Source organism: Stomatobaculum sp. F0698 (genome assembly GCF_030644385.1).
Lineage (GTDB): Bacteria > Bacillota > Clostridia > Lachnospirales > Lachnospiraceae > Moryella.
Window position 1 is genome coordinate 1,112,097 of record NZ_CP130060.1, and the last position, 14,919, is coordinate 1,127,015.

Sequence of the window (14,919 nt, forward strand, 5' to 3'; positions counted from 1 at the left end):
TACATACAATTTTAGGTTTCTACCGAAATCATATACAAAGCCGATATTTTACTCGAATTTCAAATCGGCATATTTATAAAAAAAAAGAGTGCAGCGCTTACGAGAAGCGCTGCACTCTTTATGTTATCGCAGTAGTTTTCCGGTACTGTTTTTCGGAAGTTCCTCTGCGGAAAGATTCAGTTTTTGAATCTGTTCGACACGCGGAAGTGTCCGGTTCAGCTGTTTGACAAAAGCTCTGATTTCCTCGGCCTTAGTCTCATCCGCTGCCGCCGCAACCGAGAAGATGTTCGCCGCAATCTCCTCTCCGTCCGCATAGACAACGCACTCATCAACCAGCGGGCACGCGTAAATCTTGTCCTCGAGAACTTCGGGGCTCACATTCTCACCGTTCGAGAGCACGATGATATTTTTCCGACGTCCCGTCACATAGAGGTAACCGTCCGCATCGATACGTCCCAGGTCTCCGGTGTGGAACCAGCCGTCACGAATGGCCTCTACCGTCGCTTCCGGGTTCTTATAGTAACCCTTCATCACATTCTTACCGCGGACGCAAATCTCCTCGTCCTCGATTTTGATTTCGCAAAAGTCCGCAACCGTACAGCAAGCACCGTCGCGATACGGTCCGCGATAGGTCACGGTTCCCGTGGTCTCGGTGAGTCCGTAGTAGGTGCGCGGTAAAATATCGCGATCGTGCAGCGCCTGAATGAGCACCGGGCTCATGGCCGCTCCGAGGCAAAGTACCTCTCGCACGGATTCCAAGATTTCCGCAACCTTTGCGTTCTTCTCGGCGCGTTCCAGTATCCGTTTCATCATGGCCGGTGCCACAATGAGCTTTTCGAATTTACGCGCACCGAGATCCTGGAGGAACTGCCGTGCATTGCTGATAAAAAGACTGTTACCGCGCGCCAGTTCGCCCACAATCGGAATCACACCGCCGATGTGGAACAGCGGCAACACAATTAAATTCTCATAGTGATGAAGCTCACCGCTCTCACGCGCCGGGCGAAGCTGTTCAAACACTTCGTTCGGATACGCGGAAAGATTCTCGTTTGTAATCTCGACAATCTTAGAGCGACCGCTGGTGCCCGAAGAAAGGAGCATGAGTATCGTGTCATCCGGCTCGCCCTTGTGCAAGTTTGTAAGCGGCTCGCACTGTTCGCTCGCCGCAAAGACCTCATCGAGCGGCAACAAACGCCCCGGCGGATACGCAGCCGTAAGTTCGGCCGCATACTCGCTGTCCGCAAGCTGCGCAGCCCCCGCCAACATATAGGGAATGCCGATTTCCGCCGCAAACTCCAACACACGTTCCGCGCCGAAGCTCTGGTTCAACGGAACAAAGACACCGCCCGCGGCAATGACACCGAGATACTCGACAAAGTAAGGATAGGAATTATCCGCCGCAATGCCCACGCGGAACGGCTCATCCTGCGGGAGAGCCTTTCGCTTCTCCGTCCAATACGTCGCGGCGCGGGAAACAGAAGACCAAAAGCCCTCAAAACTGACACTGCTCAACTCGCCGCTCGCTGCGTCTCGGCAGATAAATGCCTCTCTCTCCCGATAGCAAGCGACAATTTCTTCTAATACGCCGACAAAATTCATACTTACTTCTCCATGCGACGCATCACAGCGTCGGCAACATCACCGACTGTCTCGGTATTTGCGAGTTCCTTCTCCGGCATGCGGATGTGGAAATTCGATTCCAGTGCGCCGAGCAGACTGTAGAAGTCCAGCGAATCGATGCTGAGGTCCTCCTGCATTTCGGTATCCTCATCAATCTCAACCTGGGCCACATCCATCACATCACGAATAACCGCAATTACCTTCTCAATCACTTCTTCACGTTCCATATCACAAATCTCCTTTCCGAAATAAAACAGATATTACAAACCCACTCAGTGGGCTGCATCCAACTCATCAATCCATTCTTTTAAGGCAGTCGTTAAATCATTTAAATCGCTTTCCGGACTTCTGCCGAGAAGAATGACCTGATCTCCTGTCTTCGTATCATAAAGCATATTGGAGCGATACAAATGTGTCGCGCCGGCGTGACGGAATACACCTTCCTTTTCATTGAGGCCCATGTGATAGCCGCCGTCCGTAAACAGTTCCTGCGGCACAATACCGGGGAACCCGCCTCCGTAGAGATATTTCTGCCACTGATAGAGATCCAGAACCGTCGAGGTCATCTCACCGGCCGAAAAAGTAAAGACATGCGAGAACTCTCTGCCGTCTCCTTGCTTACTCGGATCGAAAGGCCGCACCGCGGCGAGATTCCAGTCAAACCCCGTGTGACGCATACCGATCGGTTTCAGCAGATGCGCGGTGATATAGTTCTCATAACTTTCGCCGCTCACTTTTTCGATAATAAGGCCAAGCAGGAAGTAGTTTGTATTGGTGTATTCAAACTTCTCCCCCGGCGTTTCTTTGAGCGTAAGGGCCATGATATCCGCACGGAGCGAAGCCGGATCCATACCGCTGTAAATCTCGTCGCCGTATTTATCGCGCAGCGCTTGCTCCTCCGCGTAATCCGGGAGACCGGACTTCATCTCGAGCAACTGTTTCAAGGTGATGCGGTCACCGTAGGGGCAATCACTGAGATAGGTTCCGATTGTGGCATCCAGTGAGAGTTTCCCCTCGTTTGCCAACTGATAAATCGCAACACCGGTAAACTGCTTTGTCAACGAGTTAATGGCAACGGTCGACTCACGCCCGATTTTGTTGGGATCGTTCTCCGGATCGGTACTCTGGCTTTTCTCATCGGGAACCTTCTTTTTATCGTAAGAAAGATCTCCTCTTCCGCTTGAAATGAGAATCTTACCGTCTTTTGCAAGCAGGTAGCTCCCTTCGAAGTTCGCTTCGCTAAGAATGCGATCCAACTTCTTCCAATGCGCCTTCTCCTTGCGCGCACTGCCACCCACCCGGTAAATTCGAACACCGAACGCGATGACGATTACAAACATCGCTACGGACGCCAAAGAAAATAGATGTTTGCTCTTCAACTCAGTTCTCCTTTTCCGAAAGCAGACTGCGTACCAGAGTACCGGAAGGTGTCAAATCCTTGCTCTCCCAATCGCTCTTCTTCTTGGAGCTCGGCAATACGATGCTGTGTGCCTCTGCCTTATTGGAAAGCGACCAATAGGTCCAGGAAATATCGTTCTTCTTCATAAAAGCGGCAAATTCTTTGGCCTCCTGAAAAGAAAGGCGACTGTCTCTCGGACTCTTGATATGCGCATCATCGAACTTTCCGTATTCAATCCCCCACTCACTCACAAAAATGGGGAGTTTTGCCCGAATCAACTTCTCCTCATAAACGGAATTAAAGTGTTTTTCTTTGGATACATCCGCGTAAAAGTGAAGATTATACATGAGATTCGGATCAGCAATCGGATCGTTCAGCGGACCTTCCAGATTCGCGGAATGATCCAGCGTTCCGCATAAAATAATCGCATTCGGCGCATTTTTCCTGATGACGGGAATCACCTGCTCCGCATAGCGTTTCACATCCGCCCAGCTCGTGTCACCGTTCGGCTCGTTGCAAATTTCATAAATCACACCGGGATTGTTCCCGTAGTGTGCAGATACTTCACCGAAAAATGCCTTTGCCTCTTTCACATGGTCAAGCGGGTTTTTATCGTACAGCGTGTGCCAATCGGCAATCGCGTACATATCTTCCGCAAGTGCATTGTCCACCGCCGTATAGAGCCTTGCCTTCGCAGCATCCGGTTCATAAAGATAGCCGCCCTCCTGATCCGTGTACATAGCCGCACGGAACAAATTCGCGCCCCACTGTTTAACCGTATGAAGCGATTCACGGCTTGTGAACTCCGGATACCAGCTGAGTCCGTGGCTCGAAATACCGCGCAGCTGTGCATTTTTATTTGCCTTTGCACTGTACAGTTTACCGTCCCGAACACTGAGCTGTCCGTAGGCACTGACACCCTTCCAACCTTCCTCTGCCCTTGCGTAAAAGCAACCGCCGACAAAGACAGATGCCAGAACGCCTGCGAGCACAACAATGCCGGCCTTCCATGATTTTTTGTTTGCTGTGCTCATTTCTTTCCCCATTCCTTTAGTTTGTCCAAAAACGCCTGATTTTCGAGCAGAGCTTCACTGTTCAGGATACTGTAAAGTCCCTCGCGCATATCGCTCTTCTCACACGAAATCGGGTATTCGCTCTCCCGGAAAAGCACGAAACGATTCGGAATCTCATCCCCCTTGACCAGGCGCACACGGACATATTTGAAGTTCAGATCTTCAACCATGACGACAACACCGTTTTCGAGGGTCTCTTTACTTCTGACTCGGAAACGCGGCATGGTTCTGCGCTGCGGCTCTCTGTCCTTGCTCCCCTCTTCCATCGCGCGAAGCATATCGTCGAAATAGCTCGTGTCCTCCGCTAATGTTTCGGGCAGCGGATTCAAGCGATCGTACACAATCTGGAAAAACTCCCGTTTCTCCGCAGTGCTCATTTCACCGATGCGCTGCACCCGATAGGTCCAGACCTTGCCGCGCTTCGGTTTGCTGACCGCGACAATTTTACCGCTGACATGGGCGCGGTACTTTCTGTCTTCAATCACGAAATGAAGCACAGTGCCCCGTTCGGTCGGAATCGGGAGCGCTTCCTTGCTCTCAAAAGCAAAACCGCCCTCGGAAATATTGACGACACGCGCCTTGAAGCAGTCCTCACTCTCTGCCTCGGCTCTCACTTCCAACGGAAGGTCGCAGTCGAAGCGCTCAAACTCGCGCTCGTTGACGCGCCCGCGCATAAAGAAGACTGCCATCAAGAGACTGAAGGAGTTAATGAGCATCCACATAATGATGATGATCAGACCGAAAGCACGATTGATGATGAGCTGTTGTACCGCAAAGAGCAACGAGACCAGCGAGACCACCAAGAGACAAATATGCGGAATCGCAAGATAAAACTCGTTGTTGTCATTCCAAGATCTCGACTTTGCCGTAACCGAAAACTTCTTCTCATTGATATGGAAGAACTCTGCCCAGATCGGAATCAGAAGATACGGGAACATAATCGTATCAATCGTATTGCTCCAGCGTGTGTCTCGGATTTCCGAGCTGACCTTCTTCAGCAGATAACTGTAGCAGATGTAATACGGCAGCCAAATGAAAATCAGCTGCTTTAGGTTCATCACGACCAAGGGAATGCCAAGCAGCAAAAAGAGCACAGGCGACAGAATATAGACCAAACGCCTGGAAAAGCTCTCCCAGTAAACGCGGCAGGCATAATAGCTCAGCTTCAGGTTCAAAGAAAAGGCCGGGTTGGTCAACAGGTGGATTCTGCGCAGCGAATAAATGCAGCCGCGCCCCCAGCGCACACGCTGCTTAATCAGCGAGGCGATGGTAATCGGCGCAAGTCCCTGCGCGAGGGGCTTCTTCACCGCATAGCAGCGAAAATTCAAGGCCTCGATGCGAAGTCCGGTCTCAAAGTCCTCGGTAATGGTTCCGGTCGCAATACCGCCGACGCCCTCGAGGGCCTCACGGGAAATCATCGTGTTCGAACCTGCATAGAGCACCGCATTGGTGCGGTTCTTGCCGAGGTTTACCTCGCGGAAGAAATAGTCCTGCTCATTCGGGACACGCTTCTCCGCATAAAGGTTGTATTGAAACAAATCGGCATTGTAAAAGACCTGCGGTGTCTGAATAAAACCGATTTTTCCGCAGTTCTTTTGCTCTTCCTCCGGCTTCACGACCCAAGTACCGTCGGCCTTCTTCTCCATAATGGGAAGAAAGAAATACGGCACCACTTCCATTAAGAAGTTGCTCTTCGGAATCATGTCGGCATCAAAGGTGGCGATGAGCGGCGAACTTGTGCGACTCAACGCATTGTTGATATTACCCGCCTTCGCATGCTTGTTGTTGCTGAGGCCGAAGTAACCCACGCCGAGTTCTTTGGCAAGCGCAGCCACTTCAGGTCTGTCGGTGTCGTCACAGAGGAATACATGGACCTTGGATTTGTCCGGGTAGTCCATGGCCGCGCAAGCATTTGCCGTTTTAAACAGAATATCGGTCTCCTCGTTGTGGGTCGAGATAAAGACATCGACATCCGGAAAGAGCTCGTGCGGCACCACCGGCATCTCCGGCTCATACACATTGCGGAGCGAAAGATAGTGGGTCAGCGCCTCATACGAGGAGAACAGCTCCGCAAGAAGCAGAAAAACACCGCCGACAAATGCAATCCAACCGTACTGTGACACGGAAGGCAGGGTAAAGAACATCCGCCAAGCGCCGTAGACTACGATAATGAGTCCCACAATCCAGGCGAGATACATCGGTTGTTTTTTCTTCTTGCTGATATTCGTCTCATCCGGCGGTGTATAGAGCGGAATCTTCTCGGTAATCACTTTGAATTCGTGTTTCTCGTACATGTTTATTTCACTCTCTTGCCCAGAAGGTAGGCGGACGCAATGAAGATTAACAGGAAGGCAAGCGCAATGTTTGCGTAGGTCTCACGACTGCGCTCCGCAAGCGGCTCCTTAATAAAGCCGTTCAGATAGTCATCCATGTAGAGGTCCAGCCATTTGCCGTGCCCCTTAATCATATCCTTGAGGCGCACCAGTTCTTCCTCATAGGTGTCACGATTCCGGTCTATGACATAGCCGTGTCCCTCTTCCACCAATGCCAACTGATGATTCTCCAAGTAGACTTCTCTCCATCGACTGCGGTCTCGCTTGGATGCGTTGCCAAGATACGCGACCGTGTTATCGATAAACTGCATGATGTTTCGATCGGAGAAAATGCCCTTTCGCAGTTCTCGGTAACGGCTCACCACTCTCGCATCAAAATCCGGGTCCTGAACCATGCGCTCAAACCAGGGGCGTTCCGGCATGACCATATACTCCGCGCCGCCTGCCGCAAACTTATAATTGTCCCAACAGTTGTCGTAATCCCACAACGGCCCCATGCTGAGCTGATGTGCGGGATCCTCATAGTAATAGGTTGAGTTGTCACCCGAGTCGTAGTTCATGAAATACTCGTTAATCACGAAGTAATCAATAAAACTCGGCAGGTTGATGAGATGCGGATAGCTCAAAAATTGACGATAGTTGTCGCTGTAGAGCGTCTTTTCGATTTCCGTGAGCTGCGTTTCAAGCTTCTGAATGACTTCCGGTGTGAGCAGTTCCTCTTTCGGGTACTTAATCGTAAACCAACCGTACGTAAGCTGTTGATCGGAAGCCCAAGTCGAAAGCGTTGTCTTAGTGTCATCCGCACGGTCGCGCACCAGAATGACAGCCGGGCGCTTGTCGCGCGGATTGTAATCCTGAATATCGACATGCCCCTTTCCCTGCTTGACCGGCTCGGTCAAAAGGTAGAGGCCGCGATAATTATAGCTCTCACCGTCCTTGATGAACATCTCCACAAAACGGCATTCCGGCGTAAACGGCATAAGCTGTCCCGCGAGGTTATATGCGGTGTAATTACGAATCTGGCTCGCATCCAAAATACTGTTGGAGAGTACCCAGTCTTCATCCGCATCCATGCCGAGTAGAGGCGCCTCCAACTCTTGTCCGTCATCGTCCAACAACTTAATGCCGTACTGTTTCTTCTGGAAGGAACGAGAGGACGCACCGCGCAGCTTAATCTTACCGTGATTTACAAAGGAAGGCGAATCTGTAATCTTATTGTGATCATTTGCATTGTCGACCAGGGTAAAGGTCACGGGAATCCAAGGATCCGTCACATTCGGATCCCGATATTCGCGTTTTTGCGCAGTGCCGACCATATGATAGATATCCTTGGGTTCGTCACCGTTCATATCGAGGACAACAATCGGAAGATGCGTCTCAAAGCTCGCGACATCCACACTCCCGTCTCCCGGCATACTGTCGGGTCCCAGGCTGCTGTCCGCGTTCTGATGTACCTCGTGCTGGTAGCTGCGATAGTGCATGGAGAGCGCTGCTTTGGTATAGGAAAAGACAAAGACAAAAATGCCCAGCACCGCCGTGACAATACCTGCCGCTACCAGTGTTTTCTTTGTTGGTATTCTCATTGTACCGCCCGATTAGCGCGTAATCTCGTCGTTTTGGCAGACGAGGTGTACCGCCTCAACCCCCTCCAAACGGAAGAGCACATCCTTGATTTCTCTGCCTTCATGTTTCTGCAGGCACTTCTCGCGAAGTTTCCCGGAAATCTCATAGATAAGTTCCGTTCTGTTCTTTTCGGAGTTATCCACGCGGAACTGCGCCTTGTGCTCATAGTACTCGTTGATGGTCTTCATGACCTCCTCACTCTTGCCGCTGCCGCGAACAATCAACAAATAGCGGTCATTGGAGCGTACATTGCCAAGCACCAAAAGAACGAGGAAAATGACACCCGAACCGATTCCGGCAATCTTAAAATCCTGGATACCGCAGCAAATACCCGCGGCAATGCACCAGAAAATATAGGCCGTATCTCTGGGATCTTTGATAGCGGTACGGAAACGCACGATAGAGAGCGCACCGACCATACCGAGGGACAGCGCGACGTTATTTCCGATAACACTCATAACCAAAGTCGTCACAATGGTCAGCATAACAAGAGACACGTTGAACTTAGCGCTGTAAACGGTTCCTGCGTGCGAAAACTGATAGCTGACAAAGATGACCACCGCAATGATGATGGCTGCGATAAAGCTCATCAGAATCTCGCCGGTAGATAGCGTCCCCGACTGCGCGGATAAATACTGATACAGTGCGTTTCTCATGATTCTCCCCCTTTACATTCTGCCGATGACCGGCAACAAACCGTAACGTCTGCCCGCAACATACTTGGAATAACTCTCCTCCGTGAGGTCGGCGAGCTGCAGTGCATCCTTGATGTAGCCAAGCAAAAAATGATTGTACTTCACTTCCAGCACTTCAAAACTCTGACTGTCCGCCGGATAAAACAGTGCCGGGCTCTTTGAAAATAAATCGAAATTTCCCTCGGCAGTCTCAATGTGACTGTCAAAGGTGATGCGTATGCTGTTGACCGGCACTGCGAAGGCTCTTCGCTGATACTGAATCAAAGCAGCCGGACGATACTGCTCTTTTACCATGATGCCGTAGATATTCTCTGCGAGTTCCGAGCCCTCACGGAGCAGGCACTCATAGTTCCCGGCAATCATTTCATAAGCCTGCTCCCGCGTGATGCTGAGTGAAAGCTTGTGCTGATTCTCGCCCTGCTTCTGTTTAAGCTCGAGTTTTGCCTTTTGGTCGTCCGGACTATAGATGCGGATTCGTATCTTCTTTCGATATTCAAGTCCGTCCATTTTATCGACATAGTCCTCGTTATAAAACGAGTCAAAGTAGAGCGAACGTACGTTATAAGGCGCATACCCCTGGAACGGATCTCCCGGCAAGAGCAGTCGCAGCCGCCCGTAGAGATCCTCGGCGACTTTCACCGGCAAGACAAACTTTCGTTCCACACGGCTGACTTCTGCCGCAATGCCCATCGGTTTCTCTCCTCCTCTCTCACTGTGCGGCGGGATCCTTGCCCTGCCCAACTACATCTTCATCTCCGTTTTCGGCCGCCTTCGGATCTTCAATAAAGAAAGGCGTGCCCTCGTTGGTAAAGTTATCCAACGCGAGTGCCACAAAAACATAGTCGAAATGCTTGGATTCGAGCATTTCCTGAATACTGCCTTTCCCGCTCGGGTTATAGTGCAGCGACCAGAGTAACTCAATGCGCGAGAACATCGGCGAAAGGAAGGTGGCAACCGGAGAAGAATAGGAATCTCGAATAAAGAGCGCCGACGGCCCGTCCGGGTTCAACTTATTGTCAATCTGATCGAAACGAACGACACCCTGAATATAGCCGTTGTTCATCTCTCGATCATAGAGATCCTTCTTATTCAGATATTTGCGCGAAATGAGAGCTTGCTCCATATCGCCTTCTGCTGAGCCTTCTCTGCCACCGCGATAACGGCAGTAATAGCGGTACTGCGTGTCAAACTTGGGGAAGATAAAGCTGTAATCATCCAACTCGCCCGAATAGAGCTGTCCCGCGTCTCTTCCCTGCGACCCCATGTAGATATTCCCGTAAGTCTCGATTGTATAGTTGTTGAGATCTCGGTAAAAGCCGTCCGGATCCAAGTTCGCATCGTACTTCCGGTTCAGATGATCCACAATTTTGCCCGTCGCATAAAAAGCGGAAGGCACCGTCCAGTGGTGGTCCGTGCGATAAAATATCTCCGTCGCCTTCATATCGGCCTCGCGAAACACATCGCGCACATCGATATAATCCACATCATAGCGCCTTAAGTAGCGAAGCACCTCATCTCCGTAGGCATTAAAGTTATTGTAGGGGATGCCGTAGTAGCCCCGAGACCAATCCTCGCGATACTTGGTCGGATACATGATGACCACGAGCTTGGTCCCCTTGTCCTTTAAGCTATCCTGCAGGCGGCGCATACGTCCCGCAATTCCGGGGGCGCTGAGATTTGAGGTGTTATAGAAGTTTCCCGCATAGAGTACGGAGTCCTTGTCTCGCACATACTTGAACGAGTTCTCCTCATTCTTTCCGATCGCGCGATATACAGTTCCGTAAAGCTCATTCCAGCGGTGTCCGCCGACCAACGTCTGTGAGAGCACACCGTCCAACTGCCGCGTGTAGCTTTTCAATTCGGAAGCTGTCTTGGGACGGGCAATGTCATCAAACTTTGCTTTGAGTACAGCTCTCTCCCGGTATAGGTTCAACGCTGAGAGCGAAAAAAGGCCCGTGAGAAAGAGCGCCGAAAAGACTGCTTGATATCGTTTCATCTTATCGTCTGCTCCTTAGAAGTTGAAATAAATGAACGGATTGTAACCGCCCTTTGCGAGAATTGCGATGGAAAACACCATACAAGCACCGAGCCCGATGACGTAAATCGCACCGCAACTTCGGTAGAAAATCTCATGTCCCTCGCTGTCTTCGGTCTTTTCCAAGATATAGTTTCGAAGCGGAAGTGCGCACAGCACCGCTGCAATCAACGAAATACCGTACTCCTTTAGGAACATGACAACCGCAGGACTGTAGAAACCGTTTCCGCCGAGCCCGAAGAGATCCGCAAAAAAGAGGGACATCTGCTCTCCCGTCTCGCAACGGAATATCACCATGGCAAATACGGTCGCGACAACCACATAGACATGGCGCAACACTTCATGTCCCTCTCTCTCATCGAGCCGGAACGCAATCTCAAATACGATTAAGATAAAGAAGTAGAGTCCCCACCAGATGTAGGTCCAGTTCGCGCCGTGCCAAAGTCCGGTTAAAAGCCAGACTATAAAGAGGTTACGAATCATCACATCTTTCTTTTTGGTGTTTGCACCGCCGAGCGGTTTGTAGACATATTGACTGAACCAAGAAGCCAAGCTGATGTGCCAGCGCGTCATGAATTCGCGGATGGAACGACTCACAAAGGGATAACGGAAATTTTCCGAGAAACGGAACCCGAACATAAGGCCAAGACCAATCGCCATGTCGGAATATGCACTGAAGTCGTAATAGAGCTGGAACATATAGCTCACGGCACCGAGCCAAGCAAGCAGCATGGGCACCGGGATAGAGGTATCGCCTCCCTTGGTCAGGTTAAATACCGTGTCGGCAATGACCGCGAGGTTATTTGCAATCAGTATCTTTTTGCAGAAACCCTCCGAAAAGCGGCAGATTCCTTCCGTCAACATCGTGAAATCCGTGCGTCGATTTTTGATCTGTTCCGCGATTGCCGAATATTTGACAATGGGACCTGCAATGAGCTGCGGGAAGAAAGCAACATAAAGTGCGATATCGAGGAGATTTTTTTGCGGCTCCGCACTGCCCATATAGACATCAATGACATAGGACAGAGCCTGAAAGGTAAAGAATGAAATACCGATGGGCAAAACAATATTGGGATAAGGTAAGAAGGGACGCTCCATGATGCCGTTTACGGTCTCAACCACAAAACCGGCGTACTTAAAAACGCCGAGCATCCCGAGATTCAAGACACAGGCCGCGGTTAACACCAGTCGGCGTACCTTTACATTGTCTTTCCGGATCAACATCAGCATAAGACCGAAAAGCCAGTTGAAGCTTATGGATGCCAGCATCAGGAATACGTAAATCGGTTCACCCCAGGCATAGAACAAGAGGCTGGCAATCACCAACCATATGTTCTGCAACGGCCGAGAAAACGCAAAAAGATAATAGACCAAAAAAGTAATCGGCAAAAAATAAAGCAAAAAAGTGATGCTCGAAAATACCATGCGTCTCCCCTTTATTACGGTGATTTATAGCTGTCTTCTAAGCGTCACGCGGTCATGTCCCCGTGTGCTGTTTTTGTCCCGGTACATATTGTGATCGGCCTCTTTGATGGCCTCTTCGACAAAGCGCTCTCGCGCGCGCCAAGCAGTCCCCATAGCCGCCTTCGGGGTAGTATTGGCCGAAAGCGCCTGCTGCAATTCCTTTGCGCGTGCGCGGAACTCTTCTTTCTGAAGTCCGGATTCCAAAATCACAAACTCATCTCCGCCGGCGCGGTATATATGTTCGCGCGGGAAAAAGGCGGCGAAAAAGTCCACCGCCCGTCGGAGCATTTGATCTCCCGCCTCATGTCCGTGGCGATCGTTAATCTCCTTCAAGCCATTTAAATCCAAATAGATTGCAGCAACGGAACGCGGTGCATTTCGTTTCCTAAGCACAGCCTTCTTGACTTCCAAAGCGTTCCGATTGTGTATCTCCAGATTGGAATCCAAACGAGCTTCCCGGCGCAGGGTCTGCTCGCGCTTCCGATTGCCGAGTTCCAAGGCAAACAATAATGCCAAGGAACGGCAAAACTTACGAATGAACAAATGCTGAAAGAAGGAGCTGCACCCGACCAACAGAACCCCCATGGTTCTTCCCCGATTTTCCAGCGGCAATCGGAATGCAAACCGAATCTTTTTGGGATACTGCGCACGGTAGCAGATGCGCTCTTCTGTCCCGCCCTGTACAAGAATCAGTGCGAGTGCCGGCAAATTGAAATACCGTGACACTGTACGCAGAATGCGCTCTATCCCCTTCCGGGAGCTATCCTTCTGCAAGAACTCAAGGCATTTGATCATCAAATCCGCTTTGTCTCTCATAGCCCTTACCTCTGAACCTCTTGTTGCGTCAACGCTTAGATATCTGCAGAAGAGCATACCTTAAATACGTCCGTTCGTCTATGACAATGACAAAACTGTAAACAAATTGTAAACTTTCTCTATATTTATGTGGGCTTTTGAATAAAAAGAGCGCTGGAACAGACTCTTCCATCGCTCTTTTTCTGTCTTTACCTTTAGTTGTTAATCAGCTTGGAGTCTTCATTGTTCCAGCTGTAAAGCTTTCTGATCTCCTTACCGACAGACTCAGAGAGATGCTCGGAAGCCTTCTTCCGCATCGCCTTGAAGTGTGCCTGACGACCGGCAGGGCTCATATCAACCAAGAACTGGTTTGCAAAGGTTCCGTCCTGAATGTCAGCAAGAACCTTCTTCATTGCCTTCTTGGTTTCCTCGGTAATGATCTTCGGTCCGGTGATGTAGTCACCGAACTCAGCGGTATTCGAAATCGAATAGCGCATGCCCTCGAAACCGGACTGATAAATGAGATCGACAATGAGCTTCATCTCATGAATGCACTCAAAGTACGCATTTCTCGGATCGTAGCCGGCTTCCACCAGGGTCTCAAATCCGGTCTGCATCAGTGCGCAAACACCGCCGCAGAGAACCGCCTGCTCACCGAAGAGATCGGTCTCGGTCTCAATGCGATAGGTGGTCTCAAGCAGACCCGCTCTCGCACCGCCGATTGCAGCACCGTAAGCAAGTGCCTTCTCCAGTGCCTTGCCGCTTGCATCCTGCTCAACAGCAACGAGCATCGGAACGCCCTTGCCCTCAAGGAACTCGCTGCGAACCGTGTGGCCCGGTGCCTTCGGCGCAATCATCGTGACATCGACAAACTTCGGCGGGGTGATAAGGCCGTAATGAATGTTGAAGCCGTGAGCAAACATCAGCATGTCGCCCTCTTCGAGATTCGGCTCAATATCCTTCTTGTACATATCCGCCTGCAGCTCATCGTTGATCAGAATCATAATGATATCCGCCCACTTCGCTGCCTCGGCATTGGTCTTAACCGTAATGCCCTGCTTCTCAGCCTTCTCTCTCGACTTGGAGCCCTCGTAGAGACCGACGCAAACTTCAACTCCGGAATCCTTCAGGTTCAGTGCATGCGCATGTCCCTGGCTGCCGTAGCCGATGATTGCCACTCTGTGGTCCTTTAAAACAGAAACATCGCAATCTTCCTGATAATAAATCTTCAGTGCCATTTTACTCTCCTCCATCTGTTCCATCCGTTTTGAGTAACAAACGCATTATCAAAAAAGAACGAATTCTGCGACTCTCAGTCCGCGAAAGAATCCGGTTCTGATAACCTCACTTAAGGCAGATATTTGATATCATCCGCGCCGCGCGCAAGTCCTGTGATACCGGTTCGCGCAAGTTCCAAAATCTCATACTCTTCCAGCAAAGCGAGCAACGCATCCAGTTTCTTTTGATCTCCGGTCAGCATAATGGTGAGAGAACTCTTTGCCACATCCACTATGCTCGCGCGAAAAATCTGCACCACCGCATGCACCGATTCTCTCTGATCTGCGTTTGCCCGAATTTTTACCATCATAAGCTCGCGGTAAACGCTCTTATCCTCCGGAAGGCGCTTGATATCTTTGACATCCTCGAGCTTACGAATCTGCTTTTCGATTTGCTCCAGTACATCGTCATCGCCGTTTGAGACAACCGTCATTCTCGTGTAACGCGGATCCGCGGTGACACCGGCCGTAATGCTCTCGATATTATACCCTCTGCGCGTAAACAATCCGGCAATGCGACTCAGAACACCGGGTGTGTTGTCCATCAAAAGCGAAAAAACGACTCTCATCTCCATCTCCTCCGTTATACGCAAGTTATGATAGCA

Annotated in this window: 13 protein-coding genes; all 13 read right to left on the reverse strand. The window is 50.5% G+C overall.

Features of this window, described 5'->3' with window-relative positions; all coding sequences use genetic code 11:
- Positions 1–123 precede the first annotated feature (123 nt).
- On the reverse strand, positions 124–1,599 hold the full coding sequence (locus QU660_RS04995) for a class I adenylate-forming enzyme family protein (protein ID WP_304945446.1): 1,476 nt from the start codon (positions 1,597–1,599) through the stop codon (positions 124–126).
- Positions 1,600–1,601: 2 nt separating this feature from the next.
- On the reverse strand, positions 1,602–1,847 hold the full coding sequence (locus QU660_RS05000; protein ID WP_304945447.1) for an acyl carrier protein: 246 nt from the start codon (positions 1,845–1,847) through the stop codon (positions 1,602–1,604).
- Positions 1,848–1,892: 45 nt separating this feature from the next.
- Entirely contained in the window at positions 1,893–2,960 is a 1,068-nt protein-coding gene (locus QU660_RS05005) for a serine hydrolase domain-containing protein (RefSeq protein ID WP_304945448.1), read from the reverse strand.
- A gap of 40 nt (positions 2,961–3,000) precedes the next feature.
- Positions 3,001–4,053 (reverse strand): glycoside hydrolase family 5 protein, encoded by a 1,053-nt coding sequence (locus tag QU660_RS05010; RefSeq protein WP_304945449.1) that lies wholly within the window; start codon positions 4,051–4,053, stop codon positions 3,001–3,003.
- The gene (locus tag QU660_RS05015; protein ID WP_304945450.1) at positions 4,050–6,386 is read right to left on the reverse strand and encodes a glycosyltransferase family 2 protein; all 2,337 of its coding nucleotides are present in this window, start codon (positions 6,384–6,386) and stop codon (positions 4,050–4,052) included. Before QU660_RS05015 ends, QU660_RS05010 begins: the two co-directional genes overlap by 4 nt.
- A 2-nt stretch (positions 6,387–6,388) precedes the next feature.
- Positions 6,389–8,008 (reverse strand): CotH kinase family protein, encoded by a 1,620-nt coding sequence (locus QU660_RS05020; protein WP_304945451.1) that lies wholly within the window; start codon positions 8,006–8,008, stop codon positions 6,389–6,391.
- A gap of 12 nt (positions 8,009–8,020) precedes the next feature.
- Positions 8,021–8,704 carry a DUF4956 domain-containing protein gene (locus QU660_RS05025; RefSeq protein ID WP_304945452.1) on the reverse strand — a complete coding sequence of 228 codons (684 nt, stop codon included), beginning with the start codon at positions 8,702–8,704 and terminating at the stop codon, positions 8,021–8,023.
- 12 nt (positions 8,705–8,716) lie between these two features.
- The gene (locus QU660_RS05030) at positions 8,717–9,433 is read right to left on the reverse strand and encodes a polyphosphate polymerase domain-containing protein (protein WP_304945453.1); all 717 of its coding nucleotides are present in this window, start codon (positions 9,431–9,433) and stop codon (positions 8,717–8,719) included.
- A 19-nt stretch (positions 9,434–9,452) separates the two neighbouring features.
- Positions 9,453–10,739 (reverse strand): alginate O-acetyltransferase AlgX-related protein, encoded by a 1,287-nt coding sequence (locus tag QU660_RS05035; RefSeq protein ID WP_304945454.1) that lies wholly within the window; start codon positions 10,737–10,739, stop codon positions 9,453–9,455.
- Positions 10,740–10,754: 15 nt separating this feature from the next.
- On the reverse strand, positions 10,755–12,008 hold the full coding sequence (locus tag QU660_RS05040) for an MBOAT family O-acyltransferase (RefSeq protein WP_304945455.1): 1,254 nt from the start codon (positions 12,006–12,008) through the stop codon (positions 10,755–10,757).
- Between the two features lie 219 nt (positions 12,009–12,227).
- Complete coding sequence (locus QU660_RS05045; protein ID WP_304945456.1) at positions 12,228–13,058, reverse strand: GGDEF domain-containing protein; 831 nt, start codon at positions 13,056–13,058, stop codon at positions 12,228–12,230.
- Between the two features lie 194 nt (positions 13,059–13,252).
- Complete coding sequence (gene ilvC, locus QU660_RS05050; RefSeq protein ID WP_330693154.1) at positions 13,253–14,299, reverse strand: ketol-acid reductoisomerase; 1,047 nt, start codon at positions 14,297–14,299, stop codon at positions 13,253–13,255.
- 86 nt (positions 14,300–14,385) lie between these two features.
- Positions 14,386–14,889 carry an acetolactate synthase small subunit gene (ilvN, locus tag QU660_RS05055; RefSeq protein ID WP_304945458.1) on the reverse strand — a complete coding sequence of 168 codons (504 nt, stop codon included), beginning with the start codon at positions 14,887–14,889 and terminating at the stop codon, positions 14,386–14,388.
- Positions 14,890–14,919: the final 30 nt, after the last annotated feature.

Excerpts from the sequence above, each read along its gene's own strand:
- QU660_RS04995 (WP_304945446.1), bottom strand. The coding sequence starts at position 1,599 with ATGAATTTTGTCGGCGTATTAGAAGAAATTGTCGCTTGCTATCGGGAG.
- QU660_RS05000 (WP_304945447.1), bottom strand. The coding sequence starts at position 1,847 with ATGGAACGTGAAGAAGTGATTGAGAAGGTAATTGCGGTTATTCGTGAT.
- QU660_RS05005 (WP_304945448.1), bottom strand. The coding sequence starts at position 2,960 with ATGTTTGTAATCGTCATCGCGTTCGGTGTTCGAATTTACCGGGTGGGT.
- QU660_RS05010 (WP_304945449.1), bottom strand. The coding sequence starts at position 4,053 with ATGAGCACAGCAAACAAAAAATCATGGAAGGCCGGCATTGTTGTGCTC.
- QU660_RS05015 (WP_304945450.1), bottom strand. The coding sequence starts at position 6,386 with ATGTACGAGAAACACGAATTCAAAGTGATTACCGAGAAGATTCCGCTC.
- QU660_RS05020 (WP_304945451.1), bottom strand. The coding sequence starts at position 8,008 with ATGAGAATACCAACAAAGAAAACACTGGTAGCGGCAGGTATTGTCACG.
- QU660_RS05025 (WP_304945452.1), bottom strand. The coding sequence starts at position 8,704 with ATGAGAAACGCACTGTATCAGTATTTATCCGCGCAGTCGGGGACGCTA.
- QU660_RS05030 (WP_304945453.1), bottom strand. The coding sequence starts at position 9,433 with ATGGGCATTGCGGCAGAAGTCAGCCGTGTGGAACGAAAGTTTGTCTTG.
- QU660_RS05035 (WP_304945454.1), bottom strand. The coding sequence starts at position 10,739 with ATGAAACGATATCAAGCAGTCTTTTCGGCGCTCTTTCTCACGGGCCTT.
- QU660_RS05040 (WP_304945455.1), bottom strand. The coding sequence starts at position 12,008 with ATGCTGATGTTGATCCGGAAAGACAATGTAAAGGTACGCCGACTGGTG.
- QU660_RS05045 (WP_304945456.1), bottom strand. The coding sequence starts at position 13,058 with ATGAGAGACAAAGCGGATTTGATGATCAAATGCCTTGAGTTCTTGCAG.
- ilvC (WP_330693154.1), bottom strand. The coding sequence starts at position 14,299 with ATGGAACAGATGGAGGAGAGTAAAATGGCACTGAAGATTTATTATCAG.
- ilvN (WP_304945458.1), bottom strand. The coding sequence starts at position 14,889 with ATGGAGATGAGAGTCGTTTTTTCGCTTTTGATGGACAACACACCCGGT.